The organism is Tepidibacillus fermentans (assembly GCF_004342885.1).
Lineage (GTDB): Bacteria > Bacillota > Bacilli > Tepidibacillales > Tepidibacillaceae > Tepidibacillus > Tepidibacillus fermentans.
This window is the reverse complement of record NZ_SMAB01000006.1, coordinates 77240-95164: the sequence shown is the minus strand read 5'-3', so window position 1 is coordinate 95164 and position 17925 is coordinate 77240. Positions and strand designations below refer to the sequence as shown.

Below are 17925 nucleotides of genomic sequence, written 5' to 3'. Positions count from 1 at the left end.
CCATTATAAATAACCTTATTAAAAGGTTTATATAATGGATCTCCGTGTCTCCCCATTAACTATTAACTTTGTGTCTATATTGTGACATGAATTGAAAACGTTGTCAATATGAATTTTTATAGTGGTTTAAAAAATTTCATTATTTTGAATCATAAATCCATAGCTCCTTCTTTGAAGTTGTAATTGCCACAACACCAGCATTCAATGCTATTTCTATATCCTCTTTTGTATTAATTAGTCCTCCTGCTAGAAGAGGAATACCTGTTTTTTGTGATATTTCTTTTATAATATTAGTTGGGATAACCCCAGGTAAAATTTCAATATAGTCTGGTTTGGTTTTCTCAATCAATTTATAACCTGCCTCTAAAGCCGTGGTATCGATTAAAAAAAGTCTTTGAATGGCCATAATCCCTTTTTTCTTGGCAGTGGTAATCATTTGTGACTTTGTCGAGATCAGTCCTGCTGGTTTAAATTCTTGAGCGATAAATTGTGTTGCATATTCATCATTTTTCAACCCATGAATCAAATCTCCATGTAATAAAAGCTTTTTTCCTGCTTTTTTTGCATATTCACTAATACTTTTTAATTGATTGATATGGCTGTCAAGTAATATAAAGTATTCAAAATCACTTTTCAAAATGGTTTCAAAGTCTTTCATATTGCGAATGGCAGGAATAATTTTTTGTCCATGAAAAGCCAATTCTGGTCACTCCTCTAACGACGTGGATCAAAAAAATTCATCCAGATAATTATGAGCTTTATCAGTAAATCAAATTTTAGGTAAAATATAATTATCACATTTTTTGGAGGAATATATAATATGCAATTTCATGTCACAGATCAGGCACTTAAAGAAATCAAAACCCTACAAATTCCTTCTACTAAAGGAATACGTGTAAAAGCTGAATTGGCAGCCGGCTGAGGGTTTACCCTCGAAGTAGAATTGGTTCTGGATGAACCAAAGGCAAATGATGAGATCCTGGTCATCGATGATCAAAAATTCTTATTTGATCCATTTACGGTTCAAACCTTTGATGAACCTTTAAAATTAGATTACTCCGAAATTCAGGGATTTAAATTATCAACACCTTCTGAAATCCTAGCTTATGGATTATACATTAACCTATAGGTCGCAGTTATTATACTACGATTTTATCATTTTATTAAGAAAAGCTATACTATAATTATGGCAAGAAAAGAAAGTAAAGGAGAAGGATATTTTGCAACGCTTAAGGGAAAAATTAAAACAGAAAACCTTCTTTTTTCACTTACATTTTTTCATTTGTCATCGAAACTGAACCATATATATCAGAGCTTAAATATCAGGAATTTGCCAATCGATTTCCGAACTACCAATTTGTCGTAAAAATCCATTAGCTTTAGAAAACGGTCGACTGCCAAAAAAACCTCGATTAGCAGAAAAAGGGCTTGGATGAGGGGATTGAATAATATAATGGTGAGGGGAAGTAATTAGTTGTTTTTTCTCTTGAGCATGTTTTCCCCAGAGAATAAAGACTACTGGTTTTTCCCGTTGATTTAATGTAGAAATCACTTGGTCAGTAAACGTTTCCCACCCCATCCCTTTATGAGAATTGGGTTCCCCTTCTCTGACGGTTAAGACGGTGTTTAACAGTAATACCCCTTGTTTTGCCCATTTCACAAGATAGCCGTTATTAGGGATCGTACAACCTAAGTCTTGTTGTAGTTCTTTGAAAATATTCTGTAAAGAAGGCGGGATAGCTATCCCCGGTTTAACGGAAAAGCTTAACCCATGAGCTTGCCCTTGACCATGATACGGATCTTGCCCTAATATCACTACTTTTGTCTCTGAATAAGGGGTATAGTGAAGGGCATTGAAAATATCGTACATATCGGGATAGATGGTCCACGTTTGGTATTCCTCAATTAAAAACTCCCTTAAACGCAAATAGTACGGTTTTTTAAATTCATTTTCCAAATAATTATTCCAATCATTTCTTAAAATTGCCATATCTGACACACCTATTCACAATTGTTCTATGACTCCAATTTGTATTTTAACAGTTTGTAACCAACGATAAATCCCTCTTTTTTAAGGGGATTTTGGATTTAGGATGGTATTTAAAATTTTTTGATTGGCCTGCTCGTTTTTTCTGATCGCCTCTATTGATATAGATTGAAAAGCGCTAAATGGATTCGTTGGATATTCCCCACAGATATCTACACCATATACTTCTTTTTGTCGAATGATTTCTCTTAAGACAATCAAAAGTTCAGGAAGGCTCATATTGCCTTGGTCCCAATTCGTCTTAACATAATCAGTATCTAGTACATCTTTATCAATACTAATATAGATGGTATCTGTCGCTATCTCATTTTGTAACCAATGCAAAACAAATTTTGACGATAATCGAGAATCGTTTTCAGGCAAAACAACGACTTTGGATCGCAAACTTGGATGAATCAATGGAAGTAAGTCTTTTCTTGCCCCAATAATCAGTACTTTTTGTAAAAAAGATAATTGGGAAATGGCATGAGCTACCCATGAACCACAGGAAATCAGGCTAGAAACAGAGGAAGAATCGATCATTGCATCTGTATGGTGATCAAAAAGAATCAAAGTGAATGGTTCCTTGATCTCTGAAAATAAAAGATATGAAACATAATGATAGTTTCCACTACCGATAAACGTAATCCCCTGATGAGGATTTTCATATAAGCGTTCTTCAATCTTGGTGCAAGCTGTTTCTTCACAATAGTAATTGGTGTGCTTAATATCGTCTAAATCAATCCAGTAATGAGGAATTTGAAGTAGCTTTTTTTGCGGAACATAGGATTGATCAAAATTTAAAAAGATTACTTCATCATGTAATAAGCCCATATTTATCCACTCCCTTTTCCACATAAATTCCAAACAAATTTACGCAAAAAGTTGGATAAATCTAGTGTGATTACACTTGAAGCAAAACTCAGATGATGAAACTATTTTTCAATGTGTCACTTTCCCAAGTAGCAAACTTGTAATTAAAATCGCAAACACTAAAGAAGTAATGATCACATAAAGATAGTCTTTTTCTAATAAAAACACAATTATAGAAATTCCCACACGAAATACTGGAGTGAGAATTAACAGTAAGAGTCCGGTCATGATAATTGCATATGGTTTTAAGCTAACTAGTCCAGTTAAAATAGCACTTAGAGTCGTTGGAAATGTATGACCCGGATAACCACTTTTTCCTGTAATGATAAAAAGAATTAGTCCTAAGAGAATCGTGATTGCACTAATTGTGACACCATAACGTAACGATTTACTAATAACCACTTCCATCATCACAACATGACGATTTTCATGCTGTTCTAATCGTTTCGATTGATCCATTTATTTTACCCCCAAACCTTGTAATAGCATCTCAACGGCAACATAAAGTAACACGGGTATAAAAATTTTCCGAAGAGTGACACTTCGCATTCGTTGCATAATTCTTGTACCAATCGTTGCTCCAATTACAACGCCAATAGCCACAGGTCCAGCGATTTTAGGATCGATTTGCCCACGAAATAAATAAATTCCCGCACTGGCAGCAGCCGTAACACCCATCATAAAATTACTGGTCGCTGTTGAAACTTTCATTGGTAAATTCATAAAATGATCCATTGCAATTACTTTAAAACTACCACTACCAATTCCTAATAATGCAGAAATTACTCCAGCCAAATACATCAATCCAAAACCGCTATACACGCTACTGGCTTGATATGTAACGGTTTGGTTTAATGCCTTGTCGTAATATTCTCCTTTTAATTTTAATTTTTCCGCCATTGGATGTATGGAACGAATTTCTGGTAATTCCTGGTTTCTTTTTTTGATCATCGAGTAAGCAGAATAAAATAATTGAAGCGCAAAGAGAATATATAAAGTTTTTGGTTGCAAAAAGCCTGCAACTAACGCTCCTGTTAACGCTCCGATCGTTGTCGCCAATTCTAAAAACATTCCAACGCGAATATTCGTAATTTTATCGCGGACATAAACAACTGCTGAACCACTCGATGTAGAAATCACAGATATCAATCCCGCGGTAATTGCATATTTAATATCCACTCCCATTAACAAAGTTAAGGCTGGGATAACGATCATCCCACCTCCTAACCCTAAAAGGGAGCCAAATATTCCTGCAAAAACAGAAATAATCAAAATCGATATCGCTGTCCAAACCAATGTTTCCCATCTCCTTATGTCTTAGATATTCTTATTATAGAAATAGTCTAAAGAAATGTAAAATTAAGCAATGAAAAAAACCGAAAACAGGCAAATTCCTCTCTCGGTTTTCTTTATGCGTGTGGTTTCTATTTCAGATCATATTCTGGTCGAAGAACAACTATCACCACTCGGCGATTTGCTTGACGGTGTTCTTCTGTATCATTTTTGTAGACTGGTTTGTATTCTCCATAGCCAACGATACGCAGACGTTTCGGATCAATTTGGTGTTGATTCACCATGTATTCTAATACTGAATTGGCTCGCGCCGTTGAAAGATCAAAATTTGACTTAAAAGGTGAACTAGGTAAAACAGGGCGATTATCTGTATGCCCTTCAATACTTAAAGGATGGGGTAGATCTTTTAATAAATTCGAAATCTTATCTAAAATCATCTTTGACTCAGGTTTTAGATCGGCTTTCCCAAAATCAAAGAGAATTTTATCTTTCATAGAGATCTGAACCCCACGAGGGACTTCCTCTAGTTCCACAACATCTTCTAGATGATTAGCCTTAATATATTTTTCGATTTCTTTTAGGAAATTTTGTAATTTTTTCTCTTCCTCTTGTTGTTTTGCATATTGTTTATTTTTTTCATCGCCGCCTTCTTGAGTCTTTTCAGTATTTCCTGATTTCGCAACACCGACTCCCTCAATCATCGAATCATTCGTTGACAAAGCATCCATTAATGAAACTTTAATCTGTTCAAATTTAGCCACTTCCAATTTACTCATAGAATACATCACAACAAAGAAAATCATAAGTAGCGTAATTAAGTCAGAATAAGTAATCAGCCATCGTTCATGGTTTTCATGGGATTCTGCTTTTTTCTTTCGTCTATTCATTGTTTTCACCCGCAGTATTCTCTTGTTCTAAATCACGCATAGCTGGGGGTAAAAAGGCTAATAATTTCTTTTTTAACATTTGCGGATTTTCTCCTGCTTGAATCGAGAGAATCCCTTCCACTTCTAATTCCTTGATTAATACTTCCATTTGGCTACGAGCTTTCAATTTAGAAGCAATCGGTAAATAAAAAACGTTTGCACTTGCTACACCATATAAGGTCGCAATAAAAGCCACCGCAATAGATGGACCTAAAGAATCGGGATCAGATAAATTCCCTAGTACGTGAACGAGTCCCATAACAGTACCAATAATCCCCATTGTCGGTGCATAACCTCCTGCAGACTCAAAGATTTTAATTCCTTTTTCGTGTCTAGCCTCAATATTCGCAATCTCAATTTCTAAGATCTCACGAATAAGCTGTGGATCCACTCCATCAACGACCATCATGAGTCCTTCTTTTAGAAAAGGATTACCATCCATTTTTTCGTAATATTGTTCAATCGTTAATACTCCTTCTCTTCTGGCTAATGTTGAATATTCAACTAATTGTTGAATCGTTTCATGAACATTTAATTTTTTTTCCGTAAATGCTATTTTTAGAAGTTTAGGGACAGTCTTTAACTGTGACATTGGGTAACTTACAATAACCGCTCCAAATGTTCCCCCAAAAACAATCATAAATGCGGTTAGTTGCAACAATGAACTCGCATGACCGCCTTCTAGTAGAAATCCTCCAACTAACCCTGCTAATCCAAGTATAAGACCAATAATTGTACTTAAGTCCATCGCTTCACTTCCCCTAATAAAACTGTTAATAAAAAAATTATATCCTCTATTTATATCGGTTACTTGTTTCGACAATTTTATATCATAATCCTGCCATTCCAATAAAAAAAGCACTTTTTCCTAAATGGGGAAAAAATGCTTTACGATTTCAAAATGTTTATTTAAAATATTTTGTTTAAAGATTCGCAACAGCAGATAACTTTGAAATCAACCCTTTTTGCATTTCATTAAAAAATTTTTCTTTCTCCATTAAGAACATCCGATTTGTGTTGAGATAGCAGCAAGCATAAAATAAAGGATCAATGTCTTTCAAAACAAATGGTTTTCCTTCTTTTCTTTGGTATACCATTTCCATTATGCTCCTCTCCATCATTGTTACACCCCAGCATTTATTTTTCGTTATCTGTATTATAACAATATTTTATATAACAGTCAATAAATTATTTTATTTGTATTAATACAGTAAAAACTTAAATGAGACATTCTCCACATAATAGGGAGTCATTATTAAAATTTACTTTTTATTTTCCTCTTGTCATACTCTTTCTTTTGTGTAAACATATGTGTAAAGACACTTGGATGGTCAATAAAGGAGGACCTTACCATGGAAACAATCAAAGCGGATGTTCTGATTATTGGTAGTGGGATTGCAGGACTGTATGCAGCAAAACTTTTATCAAATAAGAAAAAAGTGATCTTGATTACCAAATCAAATGTAACTCATAGTAATTCCTATCTGGCACAGGGTGGAATTGCAGCATCCATATATGAAAAAGATCATTGGAAAAATCATTATTTAGATACGTTAACTGCAGGGAATTTTCATCATATCGAAGAAGCAACGGAATTGATGATTAAGCATGCTCCCGATCTCATTAAAGAACTTATTCAACTAGGTGTTCCTTTTGATCGGCAAGAGAATGGGTCTCTCTCCCTTGGACGAGAAGGTGGACATCACAAACGACGGATTGTTCATGCTGGTGGAGATGCAACTGGGAAAAATGTTATCAATCACTTATTAAAATCTATAGAAAATGAAATAAGAATTGATGAACAGGTAACTGCCTATGACCTTGTTATTTTCGAAGGTCATTGCGTTGGAGCTATTGCAAAGAATCGTAAAGATGAAACAATTTTTTATCAAGCTCAACATACAATTATGGCCACTGGCGGAGCAGGTGGACTTTATCCGGTTACTTCAAATTCGCCTACCATTACAGGTGATGGTCTTGCTATGGCTTACCGAGCGGGTGCAGAACTTGCCGACCTCGAATTTATGCAATTTCATCCCACAGTTTTATTTTATGATGGAAAAGCACATGGGCTAATATCGGAAGCAGTACGTGGTGAAGGGGCAAAGCTTGTTAATCAAGATGGTATCTCAATCATGGAAGGAATTCACCCACTTAAAGATTTAGCCCCAAGAGATGTTGTTGCACGACAGATTTATGACGTGATGAATCAAGGAGATCAAGTATTTTTAGATATTTCCATGATTAAAGATTTTTCAAAGCGTTTCCCTTCCATTACTCAAATCTGTATTGAAAGTGGCTTAGATCTACAAATTCAGCTTTTGCCTATCTCTCCTGCCGCTCACTTCCTCATGGGAGGGATCAAGACCAATTCGTCAGGAGAAACATCTATTCCTCGGCTTTACGCCATTGGGGAAACCGCCTTTACTGGTGTTCATGGTTCGAACAGACTTGCTAGTAATTCACTCTTAGAAGGTTTATTCTTTGCGAAGCAAACGGCTGAGTCTATTTTACTGAAAATAGATATTGAAGGGGAACCCCTGTTTCCTTTTCCTTTCATTCATGAATCGAACCAGCAAATCGAGATTTCCCTACCTTCTCAAGAAGAAATCCGAGAAATTATGCTCAAATACGTAGGTATTGTACGTACCCCTGAGGGGCTTACCTTTGCAAAGCAGTGGTTTGAATCATTTTTATCTACGATAAACGTAATAAAAACCATTTTACTAACAAAAGATCAATTAACCAGACTAAATATGTTAACAGTTGGTTGGCTCATGATAACTTCTGCATTAGAAAGGAAGGAAAGCCGGGGAGCACATTTTCGTACGGATTTTCCCAATGAGGATGAACTAAATTGGAGAAAAAGATACATCGTTCGAAGGAGAGAAACAAATGAATACGATCAAATTAAAGAAACTTTTGCAACAGCTATTTATTGAAGACATTGGCGAAAGGGATATTACAAGCGAAACGATTTTTTTACCAGATGATAACAGTTGTGGACATTTTCTAGTAAAGGAAGATGGTGTGGTTTGTGGTCTACCGATTATTAAAGAAGGTTATCAATTATTTGATCCGTCTATTGAAGTCACCTTCTATAAAAAGGATGGCGACTACGTGAAGGCTGGGGAAGTTATTGCCAAAGCTTGCGGTCCGATCATTTATCTTTTAAGTGGGGAACGGGTCATTCTCAATCTTGTACAACGGATGAGTGGAATTGCCACGATGACACACCGTACGGTAGAAAGGCTAAATAGTAAACATACCCGTATTTGTGATACACGAAAAACAACACCTGGTCTACGTATGTTAGAAAAATATGCCGTTCGTTGTGGTGGCGGATTTAATCATCGCCTTGGACTTTATGATGGGGTCTTGATTAAAGATAATCATATCGCCTATGCAGGAAGCATCACCAAAGCCGTACAGAAAGTAAGAGAACAACTTGGACATATGGTAAAAGTGGAAGTAGAAATCGAATCAAAGGAAGAGTTACGAGAAGCAATCGAAGCTAATGTCGACGTGATTCTATTGGATAACTGTTCACCTGATCAAATTAAAGAATTTGTTTCCTGTGTTCCCAAGTCCATTGTAACAGAAGCAAGTGGTGGCATTACATTAGAGAACATTGCTGAATACCGTGATACAGGAGTAGATTACATCTCATTAGGAATGTTAACTCATTCGATTCGTGCCTTAGATATTAGCTTCAACATCATTGGAGGGAAGAAAGGATGAACGTATTAGAGCAAACGACTGAACAAATGGAGCAACGAATACTAGAAATCAAGCAAAAGTTTGGTGACCGCCTCTACATCCCAGGGCATCATTATCAAAAAAATGAAGTGATTCAATTCGCTGATGATGTCGGTGATTCACTTCAATTAGCACAACTAGCTGCCAAAAACAAAACGGCTGAATTTATTATCTTTTGTGGTGTGCATTTTATGGCTGAAACAGCAGATATTCTAACCGATGAATATCAAAAGGTAATTCTCCCCTCCCTTGATGCGGGATGTTCAATGGCAGATATGGCCAACATTGAACAAACTGAACGAGCATGGAACCAGCTTCAAGCTCATTTCGAGGATACCATTCTTCCGCTGACGTATGTAAATTCTACAGCTGCAATTAAAGCATTTGTCGGAAGAAATGGTGGTTCAACCTTAACCTCCTCCAATGCGAAACAGGTAGTTCGTTGGGCTTTCACTCAAAAGGAACGTATCCTTTTCTTACCCGATCAACATTTAGGGAGAAATACAGGATTTGAGCTTGGTATCCCATTAGACCAGATGGCTATATGGGACCCGATTTTGGAACGATTAGAATATGATGGTGACATCAATCAAATTAAAATGATTCTCTGGAAGGGACATTGTAATGTTCACGAAAAATTTACTACAAAACAGGTCAATCATATTCGAAAAACAAAACCAGATATGAAGATTATCGTTCACCCAGAATGCCCAATCGAAATTGTTCAATTAGCCGATGAAAATGGTTCAACCAATAAAATTATCAATACGATTGCGGCTTCTCCTAGTGGGAGCAAGTGGGCGGTTGGTACGGAGCATAATCTCGTGCATCGTTTGGCACAAACCTATACAGACAAAGAAATTATTCCATTAAATCCCTACCCTTGTCTGTGCTCTACCATGAACAAAATCGAATTAAAACATTTACTCGATATTCTAGAAGCATTAGAAACAGGAGAAGTTCGGAATCAAATTCTCGTAGATCAAAATACCGCTAAAGATGCCAAGATTGCACTTGAACGAATGTTATCTTTATGAAAATTGTCAGTAGAAAGCAACAAAAAACCACTAGTGTTTTAGTTCTAGTGGTTTCCAAGCTGTCAATCATGACTTGACAGCTTATTTATTTTAAATTCCTTGAGCAGCTGTGATTAGGGAAAGCTTATAAACATCTTCTGCATTACAACCACGGGAAAGGTCATTCACAGGCTTATTTAACCCTTGAAGAATTGGCCCAATTGCTTCAAATCCACCTAAACGTTGAACCATTTTATAGCCAATGTTTCCCGCTTCGAGGCTTGGAAAGATAAAGACAGTTGCATTTCCTTTTAGTGGTGAATCTGGTGCTTTCTTTTTCGCCACTTCAGGAACAAACGCTGCATCAAATTGGAATTCTCCATCAATGAGAACATCTGGTGCCATTTCTTTTGCTAAACGGGTAGCTTCTACCACTTTTTCAGTCTCTGGTGATACTGCAGAACCTTTTGTGGAAAAACTTAACATGGCAACCTTTGGTTCAATTCCAAACACACGAGCTGTTTCTGCACTAACAACCGCATTTTCTGCTAGATCTTGGCTATCTGGCGCAATATTAATCGCACAGTCAGAGAAAAGATAACGTTCTTCTCCTCTTACCATAATAAACGCCCCAGAAGTTTTCTTGATTCCAGGTTTTGTCTTGATGATTTGTAGTGCTGGACGAACGGTATCTGCTGTAGAATGAGCCGCACCACTAACAAGACCGTGGGCTTTTCCAAGATAAACTAACATGGTTCCAAAATAATTTTCATCTAGTAAAATTTTACGAGCTTCTTCTTCGGTGGACTTTCCTTTTCTACGCTCCACAAAAGTGGTAACTAATTCATCAAACTCTGGATAAGTAGCTGGATTATAAATATGTACATCAAGAAATTCCAAACCCAATTCTTTGATTTTGGCTTGCACTTCTTCTTCATTTCCGATTAAAATCGGTGTTAAAATTTTCTCTTTAGATAGACGGCTTGCGGCTGTTAGGATTCTTTCATCAAGTCCTTCGGGAAATACAATTGTGGGATAAGCTGCTTGGACTTTTTCTTTTAATTCTAAAAACAAATCACTCACAATGAGTCCTCCTTTTTGATAAAATCAACAGATGACCATAACATTATATAGAATACCATGAATTTATTACTCATTCTATCTTTATTCTTTGAAATATGTCTATTTTTCATCTGCTCTTCTTCTATAATTAGAAGTATTGTTCCCTTCATTTAAACAAAAATTGCATTTCATATCGGTCTTATTGAACTTTTATTTGGAAATTCTATATAATGAATGGGTAATTCTTCATCTTACTTTGATGATTGGAGCGCAATCTATGGTTCAGCTACCTCAAGCTTTTTTGCTACGAATGCAACAATTACTAGGTGAATCGTTCGAATCCTTTCGCCGAAGTTATGAACAATCGCAAACCCATGGACTAAGGGTAAACACTCTAAAAATTGATATTCCTTCATTTTTGCAAAGTGTACCCTTTTCTTTAGAATCTATTCCTTGGACAAAAGAGGGATTTTATTATAAGGAAGAGGACCGTCCGGGAAAACATCCCTTTCATTCAGCAGGCCTTTATTATATCCAAGAACCAAGTGCAATGGCTGTGACTGAAGTTCTCGATCCACAACCAGGTGAGAAAATTCTTGATCTTAGTGCTGCCCCAGGGGGTAAATCGACCCATATCGCAACAAAACTGAACCACCAAGGTTTATTGGTGGCGAACGAAATCCATCCAACGAGAGTAAAAGCTTTGGTTGAAAACTTAGAACGTTTTGGTGCCAAAAATAGTGTTGTTACCAATGAGTCACCTGAACAACTAGCAAAAGTTTTTCCTGAATACTTTGATCGAATCCTAGTGGATGCACCCTGTTCTGGTGAAGGTATGTTCCGTAAGAACCCTGAAACGATTGGGGAATGGTCAGAAGAGCATGTCCAATTCTGTGCGATCCGTCAAAAGGGAATCTTGGATGAAGCCCAAAAAATGCTCAAGCCTGGTGGCATCCTCGTCTATTCTACATGTACATTTGCTCCTGAAGAAAATGAAGGAACAGTCGCAGCCTTTTTAGAACGATACCACCAGTTTGAGATTGAAACGATTCCTAATGAGTTAGCAAATCTTTTTGCACAAGGCCATCCTGAATGGATAAATGAAAAACAAAATCCCTCGATCACTTCAACAGTCAGGCTATGGCCCCACTTATTAAAGGGAGAAGGACATTTCATTGCGAAATTACGAAAAAAAGAGTCAACGATCACTGCAAAAATGAAGCCAATGCAGTATAAGGCAAATTCAGAAGCGTTAAAATTTTATCAATCCTTTGTCAGAGAAAATCTAATCCAGTCACTAAACGGAACCTTTCATACTTTTGGCGATCATCTCTATCTTGTGCCAGATAACCTTCCCGATTTAAAGGGGATCAAAATTGCACGTATTGGTTGGCATCTTGGAGAAATAAAGAAAAATCGCTTTGAACCTGGTCATGCCTTAGCAATGGGTTTAACCATGAAAGAAGTAAAACAATCGCTTGATTTGGATTTTGAAAATACTGAAAAATATTTAAAAGGAGAATCCTTTTTTGTTGACCCGCCTTTGAAAGGTTGGATACTCGTTACAACTCATGGATTTCCGTTAGGATGGGGAAAAATTGCAAATGGCCAATTAAAAAATCACTACCCAAAAGGGTTAAGATGGAAAAAGTGAAGCTAAATAATCTGCTTCACTTTTTCTTGCCACATCCCACAACGGTCGCCCCACATTGCTACGGTTTGACCATTCACTTTAACTTTAATCACTTCACACATATTGGAACATCCGTTACAAATAAAACTGGATGGGACAAATTCTGTTTGTAGTGCGTGAAATCCACGAAAATTAGTTCGCCTTCCTTTCACTTCTTCACGTGCTAAAATAGCGGCACCGATTGCTCCCATTACATGATGGTATTGAGGAATAATGACCTCATGACCGATTTCCTTCTCAAATGCTGCTTTAATTCCAACATTTGCGGCTACCCCGCCTTGAAACACAAATGGTGGTTCTAATTTCTTCCCTCGAGCTAAGTTATTCATATAGTTTCGGACCAACGCTTGACACAATCCATTAATAATTTCTGCTTTTGAAAAACCAAATTGTTGTTTCGCAATCATATCAGATTCAGCAAATACTGTACACCTACCTGCAATTCGGACATCATTTTTTGCCGTTAATGCTAATTTACCAAAATCTTCAATCTTAATGCCTAAACGTTCCGCTTGATGATCGAGAAATGAGCCTGTTCCTGCTGCACAAACTGTATTCATCGCAAAGTCTACGACCATTTGATCTTTTACAAGGATAATCTTCGAATCCTGTCCACCAATCTCAAAAATGGTCCGAACGTCTGGAACAAACTGAATCGTTGCAACCGCATGTGCGGTAATTTCGTTTTTTACTACATCTGCACCTACCATAATCCCTGCTAATTGTCGTCCACTTCCAGTTGTACCTACTCCGGCAACATTCCAATTGTTACAAAGATGATCTTTTAATTGTTCTATCCCTTTTTTTACTGACTCGATGGGTTGGCCATTGGTTCGAACATAATAATGAAAAAGAACATCCCCTTGTTCATTAATCGCGACAACATTGGTACTCACCGATCCTACATCAATGCCAATATATGCATTTCTCACTCTAAACTCCCCCTTTAAGCAGTATAAGTATATTTCTTAAGTTTTGTATTTCGAATCAGATCAATAAAAGCTTCAATCCTTGTTCGATTATTGGCTTGACCTGTTTGCTCATCCAGAGAGAGTGTCAAAACAGGAATATCGTATTCTTTTGATATCCGAGGAATCACACTTTGTGAAATTAGTTCCGGTAAGCAACCGAAGGGCATGAGATGGATAATTCCATCAAATCCTTTTTCTTTAAAATCAACAATTCGGCCAACCGTGTGTTTGGCATGTCCCCCAATTTCAATTTCAATAAACGGTTCGCCCTTTTTCAGAATTTCCTCTTCATCTGAATGTTTGAGAAATCGAGGTAACATATTATCATTGATCCATTCCGATAAATAGTGAGATCTTTCTACTTCACAGCCTAATTCCCCTAATACGTTCTCAATTTCCATATTAATCGATGGTTCCATTACCACATAAATCTCGCCAACGATCCCGATTCGTATTCGTTTTTCATGATCAATCTCCTGTAAGGGAATCGATTCAATCATTTTCTTACCCTTTTTTCGCGCCTTTTTTAGTTCTCTTCTTGTTGTCACTTGATCAAATTGTTGTTGTATTTCTTCCCATACTTTTTTCGTTAAACCAGGCACTTTCTCATATGGTTTGATTCGGTGAATCCAGCGATCCAACTTGTCTAATTCCCGGATCATATCAAAGGTAAATTTAATCGCCTTTGCGACATGAAACCATGAATAATTCCCTTTTAATTTCCGAACATTTTCCATAAACCGTTCTTTATCTCGAAAATAAGAATCAAAGACAATAAAGTCAACATTGTACCCTAATTCCTTTAAAATTCGTTGGTGAATCTCACTATAAAAACCAGCACGACAAGGGCCGTGACCTCCACTCGTCACAATCGTTGTAGCTCCAAGTTCACAAGCCTCAATATAACTTCCCATAATCGTCTTAAAAGGGAAACATGCGAACTCAGGGCTATATTTCACCCCAAGATCAAGTGTTTTTTGCGAGGGTCTAGGGGGTACAATCACATGATGCCCCAGTAGTTCTAATAACTTTTTATAGATGATAACTGTCCCCATATATGGAAAAGTGACGTTCAAAGGTATCCCACCTACCCAACTCTTTTTTTTCGTTTCAACATGTCTACAAAGGCCTCTATTCTCGTTTGGAGATGGTTTTCTCCAGTATGTTCATCCACTCGAATCATCATAAACGGAACTCCTGTCTCATTGGATCGGATCTCAAACAATTTACTTAACATGGAATCAGGACCACAGCCAAACGCCGTGATATGAATCACGCCATCTACTTCACGATTTGAAAAAAAACGATAACCTGCCCCTAATAATTTATTCGTAAATGTCCAAAATAATGGCTTTCGGATATCTTGAATCTCATTTTTTAAGTCTTGTTCTTCCAACATATCAAATGTAATGAATGAAACTTGTAGATCTCTTAGTTTTTCAATCACATCCATACTGACAAATGAGTCATAAATATTATATACATAGCCAAGAACCCCAATTTTAATGGCTGGATGAGAAGCTTCTTTCCGTTTAGAAATTGGAATATTTTCTACTAAATTGAGTGCTTCAGGAATCGTATGACCCATCTTGCTATACATGCGAAAAGCTAGCCATTCTTCCCTAGCTTTTGCTGCAGACTCTTTCATTTGTTCTTCTGTTACCCCCAAAATGTCAGCGAGTGGCAGATATAGACGATAATCGGAAATATCATCATCCATGGATTGAATCTGACAAGTTAAAATTTTATCCTCAAGTTTATTTACTCCATGTCGCAACATATCAGGTAATCCCATGAATTTTGGACAGAAAAATTCTAAAGGAGAGATCGAGACCATCCTTGGTACAAAAATATAATCGACCCCTTTTCTTAGCAAATTTAAACTATGACCAATAAAAATTTTGATTGGTACACAAATCTCAGAAACAGCTTCACGTACACCACGATTTACGATCCCTTTATTGGTTTCGTCTGAAATCACCACTTCAACTCCCAATTCTTCGAAGAATGGTTTCCAAAATGGAGCATAGTAATAATATAATAGTGCCCTTGGAATCCCAATCCGCAACGACTCATCACCGCCTTTCATGGGTAAAACCTATGAAATAGACTTGTCAAAATTCTTTTCTTTATATATTTAATAAAAGTGTTCTTCATTTATGACAAAAGCAAAATGTCTTTGAAGAGAGATAAGACCCTTTTTGAATCATCTATTGACAAACCTAGTTCGATCATTTTAAACTTTAACAAAAAATAACGGAAAATTCTGTGATTTTGTATTTTTTAGGGAGAGGTCATGATGAAAATATTAAGAATTGATATGGGAACTCTGCGAGTTACTGAAGTTGATGCAGAAAAATACCAAAGACTAGGTGGAAGAGCTTTAACTTCAAGAATTGTTCATGATGAGGTTCCCCCAACTGCTCATCCTCTTGGACCTTATAACAAGCTTATTTTTGCAAACGGGTTATTAACTGGGTCTGGAGCATCTAGCACAGACCGATATTCAATCGGGGCTAAAAGTCCTTTAACAGGCGGTATTAAAGAGAGCAATGCAGGTGGAATTTCTGGTTTGAAGTTAGGTAGACTAGGAATTCGTGCCCTTATTTTCGAAGGGGTACGAGAAGATTTTAAGATCATCTACATTTCTAAAGACAAAATTTCCTTTGATGATGCTTCACCCATCCTTGGAAAAGATTTAAGTGAAGCAACGAAATGGTTACGAGAAAAATACGGAAAAAATATCGCTGTTTGGCTGATCGGAGTTGCTGGTGAACAAAAAATGAACCTAGCAGCGATTGCAGGTCAGGACAAAGAAGGGTATCCGACTCGTTTTAATGGCCGAGGAGGATTAGGCGCTGTTGCAGGTTCAAAAGGAATAAAAGCGATTGTCTTAGATGATTCGGGGATTGATCGCAGCAAACCAAAAGATAAAGATCGGTTCAGACAAGCAATGAAACAGTATCACACTTGGCTCATGGAAACACCAGGTACGGCCAAGATTTTTCCAGAGTTAGGTACCTCCGCATTAGTAAGGACTACGAACAGTTTAGGTGCACTTCCAACCAGGAATTTCTCAACAGGTTCCTTTGAAAAATATGAACAAATCTCAGGCGAAACCTTACGAGAAACGATTATTGAACGCAGTGGCGAAGGTTCCCCTACCCATGCTTGTATGCCTGGTTGTATCATCCGTTGTTCCAATGTTTTTGTGGATAAAGCAGGTAAGAGAGTTACTTCTCCATTAGAATATGAAAATATTGGGTTACTTGGTTCAAATCTTGGAATCGGTAATCTGGACGATATTGCAGAAATCAATCGCTTATGTAATGAATACGGAATTGATACGATTGAAACAGGAGGAGCACTAGGTGTATTGATGTCACAAAACATCATTTCATTTGGAGATGTTGGTGGCGTTATTCAAGCTTTACAGGAAATCAAAAAGGGAGGTTTTTTGGGTAAAATCATTGGTGGCGGGGCCGAAATTGTAGGAAAATTATATGGTGCATACCGTGTTCCAACTGTGAAAGGCCAATCGATGCCTGCCTATGACCCAAGGGCGATTAAAGGGTTGGGGGTAACCTACTCCACTTCGCCAATGGGTGCAGACCATACTGCAGGTCAAACCGTCAGAGCACAAATCGATCATCATTCTCCAATTGGGCAGGTGAAAACTTCCTTAGAAGCACAGGAAACGGCCCCTATTTTTGATTCAACTGGTCTGTGTTTCTTTAGTGGTGGAGCGATTGCAGGAAGGTGGGATCTCGTAGCTGATCTCATTACAGCTTATACAGGAATGCAATTTTCTGGCGAACAGCTTTTACAATTAGGAAAAGAAACATTAAGGATTGAACATGAGTTTAACCGCATGGCTGGTTTTACCAAAGCTCATGACCGATTACCTGAATATTTCTATCATGAGATCAATGAAGCTTCACAAACGGTCTTTGATGTTCCTCAAGATGAAGTAGAAGCAATAGGAGTGGAAGGGTATGGTCGTTCACATCATCGCTAATCTCCCTTATTTACAACATTTAAATGGAAAATATCGATTAGAACAATCTATAACAGTAATCAATTGGCTAGAAGGTTTAGGAGTTAAATGGGATGTTGATGCATTAGTGATCCTCAATGGTAGGATTTCTAGAGGAGATGAAATACTACAAGATCAAGATCAAATCCAGCTCCTTGTCCCTATTTCTGGAGGGTAAGAAAAATTAGACATAACAAATTTGGCGGTGCCATTTCCACTTAAGCTGTGGGGCACCGCCTTACTACAATCTAACCTAATTGAGTACTATCC

General features: G+C 37.2%; 19 protein-coding genes. 7 read left to right on the top strand and 12 right to left on the bottom strand.

Going from position 1 to position 17925, the window contains the following annotated elements; genetic code table 11:
- Positions 1–139: 139 nt before the first annotated feature.
- On the bottom strand, positions 140–700 hold the full coding sequence (locus EDD72_RS05690; protein WP_132768167.1) for a glycerol-3-phosphate responsive antiterminator: 561 nt from the start codon (positions 698–700) through the stop codon (positions 140–142).
- Positions 701–943: 243 nt separating this feature from the next.
- Between EDD72_RS05690 and EDD72_RS05685 the strand changes: the two genes are divergently transcribed.
- Positions 944–1129 (top strand): hypothetical protein, encoded by a 186-nt coding sequence (locus tag EDD72_RS05685; RefSeq protein WP_132768165.1) that lies wholly within the window; start codon positions 944–946, stop codon positions 1127–1129.
- Between the two features lie 186 nt (positions 1130–1315).
- Here the strand turns inward: EDD72_RS05685 and EDD72_RS05680 are convergent, their stop codons facing one another.
- The 7 genes from EDD72_RS05680 to EDD72_RS05650 all read right to left on the bottom strand — a co-directional run bounded on the left by EDD72_RS05680 (position 1316) and on the right by EDD72_RS05650 (position 6221).
- On the bottom strand, positions 1316–1990 hold the full coding sequence (locus EDD72_RS05680; RefSeq protein WP_132768163.1) for a uracil-DNA glycosylase: 675 nt from the start codon (positions 1988–1990) through the stop codon (positions 1316–1318).
- Between the two features lie 81 nt (positions 1991–2071).
- Positions 2072–2860: an arginase family protein gene (locus tag EDD72_RS05675; protein WP_132768161.1), complete on the bottom strand. Its 789-nt coding sequence runs from the start codon at positions 2858–2860 to the stop codon at positions 2072–2074.
- A 108-nt stretch (positions 2861–2968) separates the two neighbouring features.
- Entirely contained in the window at positions 2969–3310 is a 342-nt protein-coding gene (locus tag EDD72_RS05670) for a DUF1634 domain-containing protein (RefSeq protein ID WP_424565534.1), read from the bottom strand.
- Between the two features lie 48 nt (positions 3311–3358).
- Entirely contained in the window at positions 3359–4195 is an 837-nt protein-coding gene (locus EDD72_RS05665; protein WP_132768156.1) for a sulfite exporter TauE/SafE family protein, read from the bottom strand.
- Positions 4196–4323: 128 nt separating this feature from the next.
- Positions 4324–5079, bottom strand: coding sequence for an OmpA/MotB family protein (locus tag EDD72_RS05660; protein ID WP_132768153.1), 756 nt, complete (start codon positions 5077–5079; stop codon positions 4324–4326).
- The gene (locus EDD72_RS05655; protein WP_132768151.1) at positions 5072–5866 is read right to left on the bottom strand and encodes a flagellar motor protein; all 795 of its coding nucleotides are present in this window, start codon (positions 5864–5866) and stop codon (positions 5072–5074) included. Before EDD72_RS05655 ends, EDD72_RS05660 begins: the two co-directional genes overlap by 8 nt.
- 175 nt (positions 5867–6041) lie before the next feature.
- Positions 6042–6221 carry a hypothetical protein gene (locus EDD72_RS05650; protein ID WP_132768149.1) on the bottom strand — a complete coding sequence of 60 codons (180 nt, stop codon included), beginning with the start codon at positions 6219–6221 and terminating at the stop codon, positions 6042–6044.
- Positions 6222–6470: 249 nt separating this feature from the next.
- Here EDD72_RS05650 and nadB point away from each other — a divergent pair, with 249 nt between their 5' ends.
- Genes nadB through nadA form a run of 3 tightly spaced genes read left to right on the top strand, consistent with a single transcriptional unit; the run spans position 6471 to position 9914 of the window.
- Positions 6471–8060, top strand: a complete 1590-nt coding sequence (gene nadB / locus EDD72_RS05645; protein ID WP_132768146.1) for an L-aspartate oxidase — start codon at positions 6471–6473, stop codon at positions 8058–8060.
- Positions 8014–8859 (top strand): carboxylating nicotinate-nucleotide diphosphorylase, encoded by an 846-nt coding sequence (gene nadC, locus EDD72_RS05640; protein ID WP_132768143.1) that lies wholly within the window; start codon positions 8014–8016, stop codon positions 8857–8859. Before nadB ends, nadC begins: the two co-directional genes overlap by 47 nt.
- Complete coding sequence (gene nadA, locus EDD72_RS05635; RefSeq protein WP_132768141.1) at positions 8856–9914, top strand: quinolinate synthase NadA; 1059 nt, start codon at positions 8856–8858, stop codon at positions 9912–9914. Before nadC ends, nadA begins: the two co-directional genes overlap by 4 nt.
- A 90-nt stretch (positions 9915–10004) precedes the next feature.
- Here nadA and pta read toward each other — a convergent pair whose 3' ends face one another.
- A complete protein-coding gene (gene pta, locus EDD72_RS05630; RefSeq protein WP_132768139.1) occupies positions 10005–10976 on the bottom strand; it encodes a phosphate acetyltransferase in 972 nt (323 codons plus the stop codon).
- A gap of 256 nt (positions 10977–11232) precedes the next feature.
- Here pta and EDD72_RS05625 point away from each other — a divergent pair, with 256 nt between their 5' ends.
- Positions 11233–12609 (top strand): RsmF rRNA methyltransferase first C-terminal domain-containing protein, encoded by a 1377-nt coding sequence (locus EDD72_RS05625; protein ID WP_132768137.1) that lies wholly within the window; start codon positions 11233–11235, stop codon positions 12607–12609.
- A 2-nt stretch (positions 12610–12611) separates the two neighbouring features.
- On the opposite strand, the gene EDD72_RS05620 is transcribed toward EDD72_RS05625, so the two are convergent.
- Genes EDD72_RS05620 through EDD72_RS05610 form a run of 3 tightly spaced genes read right to left on the bottom strand, consistent with a single transcriptional unit; the run spans position 12612 to position 15708 of the window.
- Positions 12612–13580, bottom strand: a complete 969-nt coding sequence (locus EDD72_RS05620) for an acyl-CoA dehydratase activase (protein WP_132768135.1) — start codon at positions 13578–13580, stop codon at positions 12612–12614.
- A gap of 14 nt (positions 13581–13594) precedes the next feature.
- Positions 13595–14695, bottom strand: coding sequence for a 2-hydroxyacyl-CoA dehydratase (locus tag EDD72_RS05615; RefSeq protein WP_132768133.1), 1101 nt, complete (start codon positions 14693–14695; stop codon positions 13595–13597).
- 11 nt (positions 14696–14706) lie between these two features.
- A complete protein-coding gene (locus EDD72_RS05610) occupies positions 14707–15708 on the bottom strand; it encodes an acyl-CoA dehydratase activase-related protein (RefSeq protein WP_207893651.1) in 1002 nt (333 codons plus the stop codon).
- A gap of 210 nt (positions 15709–15918) precedes the next feature.
- Here EDD72_RS05610 and EDD72_RS05605 point away from each other — a divergent pair, with 210 nt between their 5' ends.
- Both EDD72_RS05605 and EDD72_RS05600 read left to right on the top strand, forming a co-directional pair.
- Positions 15919–17637 carry an aldehyde ferredoxin oxidoreductase family protein gene (locus EDD72_RS05605; protein ID WP_207893650.1) on the top strand — a complete coding sequence of 573 codons (1719 nt, stop codon included), beginning with the start codon at positions 15919–15921 and terminating at the stop codon, positions 17635–17637.
- Positions 17615–17833, top strand: a complete 219-nt coding sequence (locus EDD72_RS05600; RefSeq protein WP_132768129.1) for a MoaD/ThiS family protein — start codon at positions 17615–17617, stop codon at positions 17831–17833. Before EDD72_RS05605 ends, EDD72_RS05600 begins: the two co-directional genes overlap by 23 nt.
- The last annotated feature ends 92 nt before the right edge of the window (positions 17834–17925 follow it).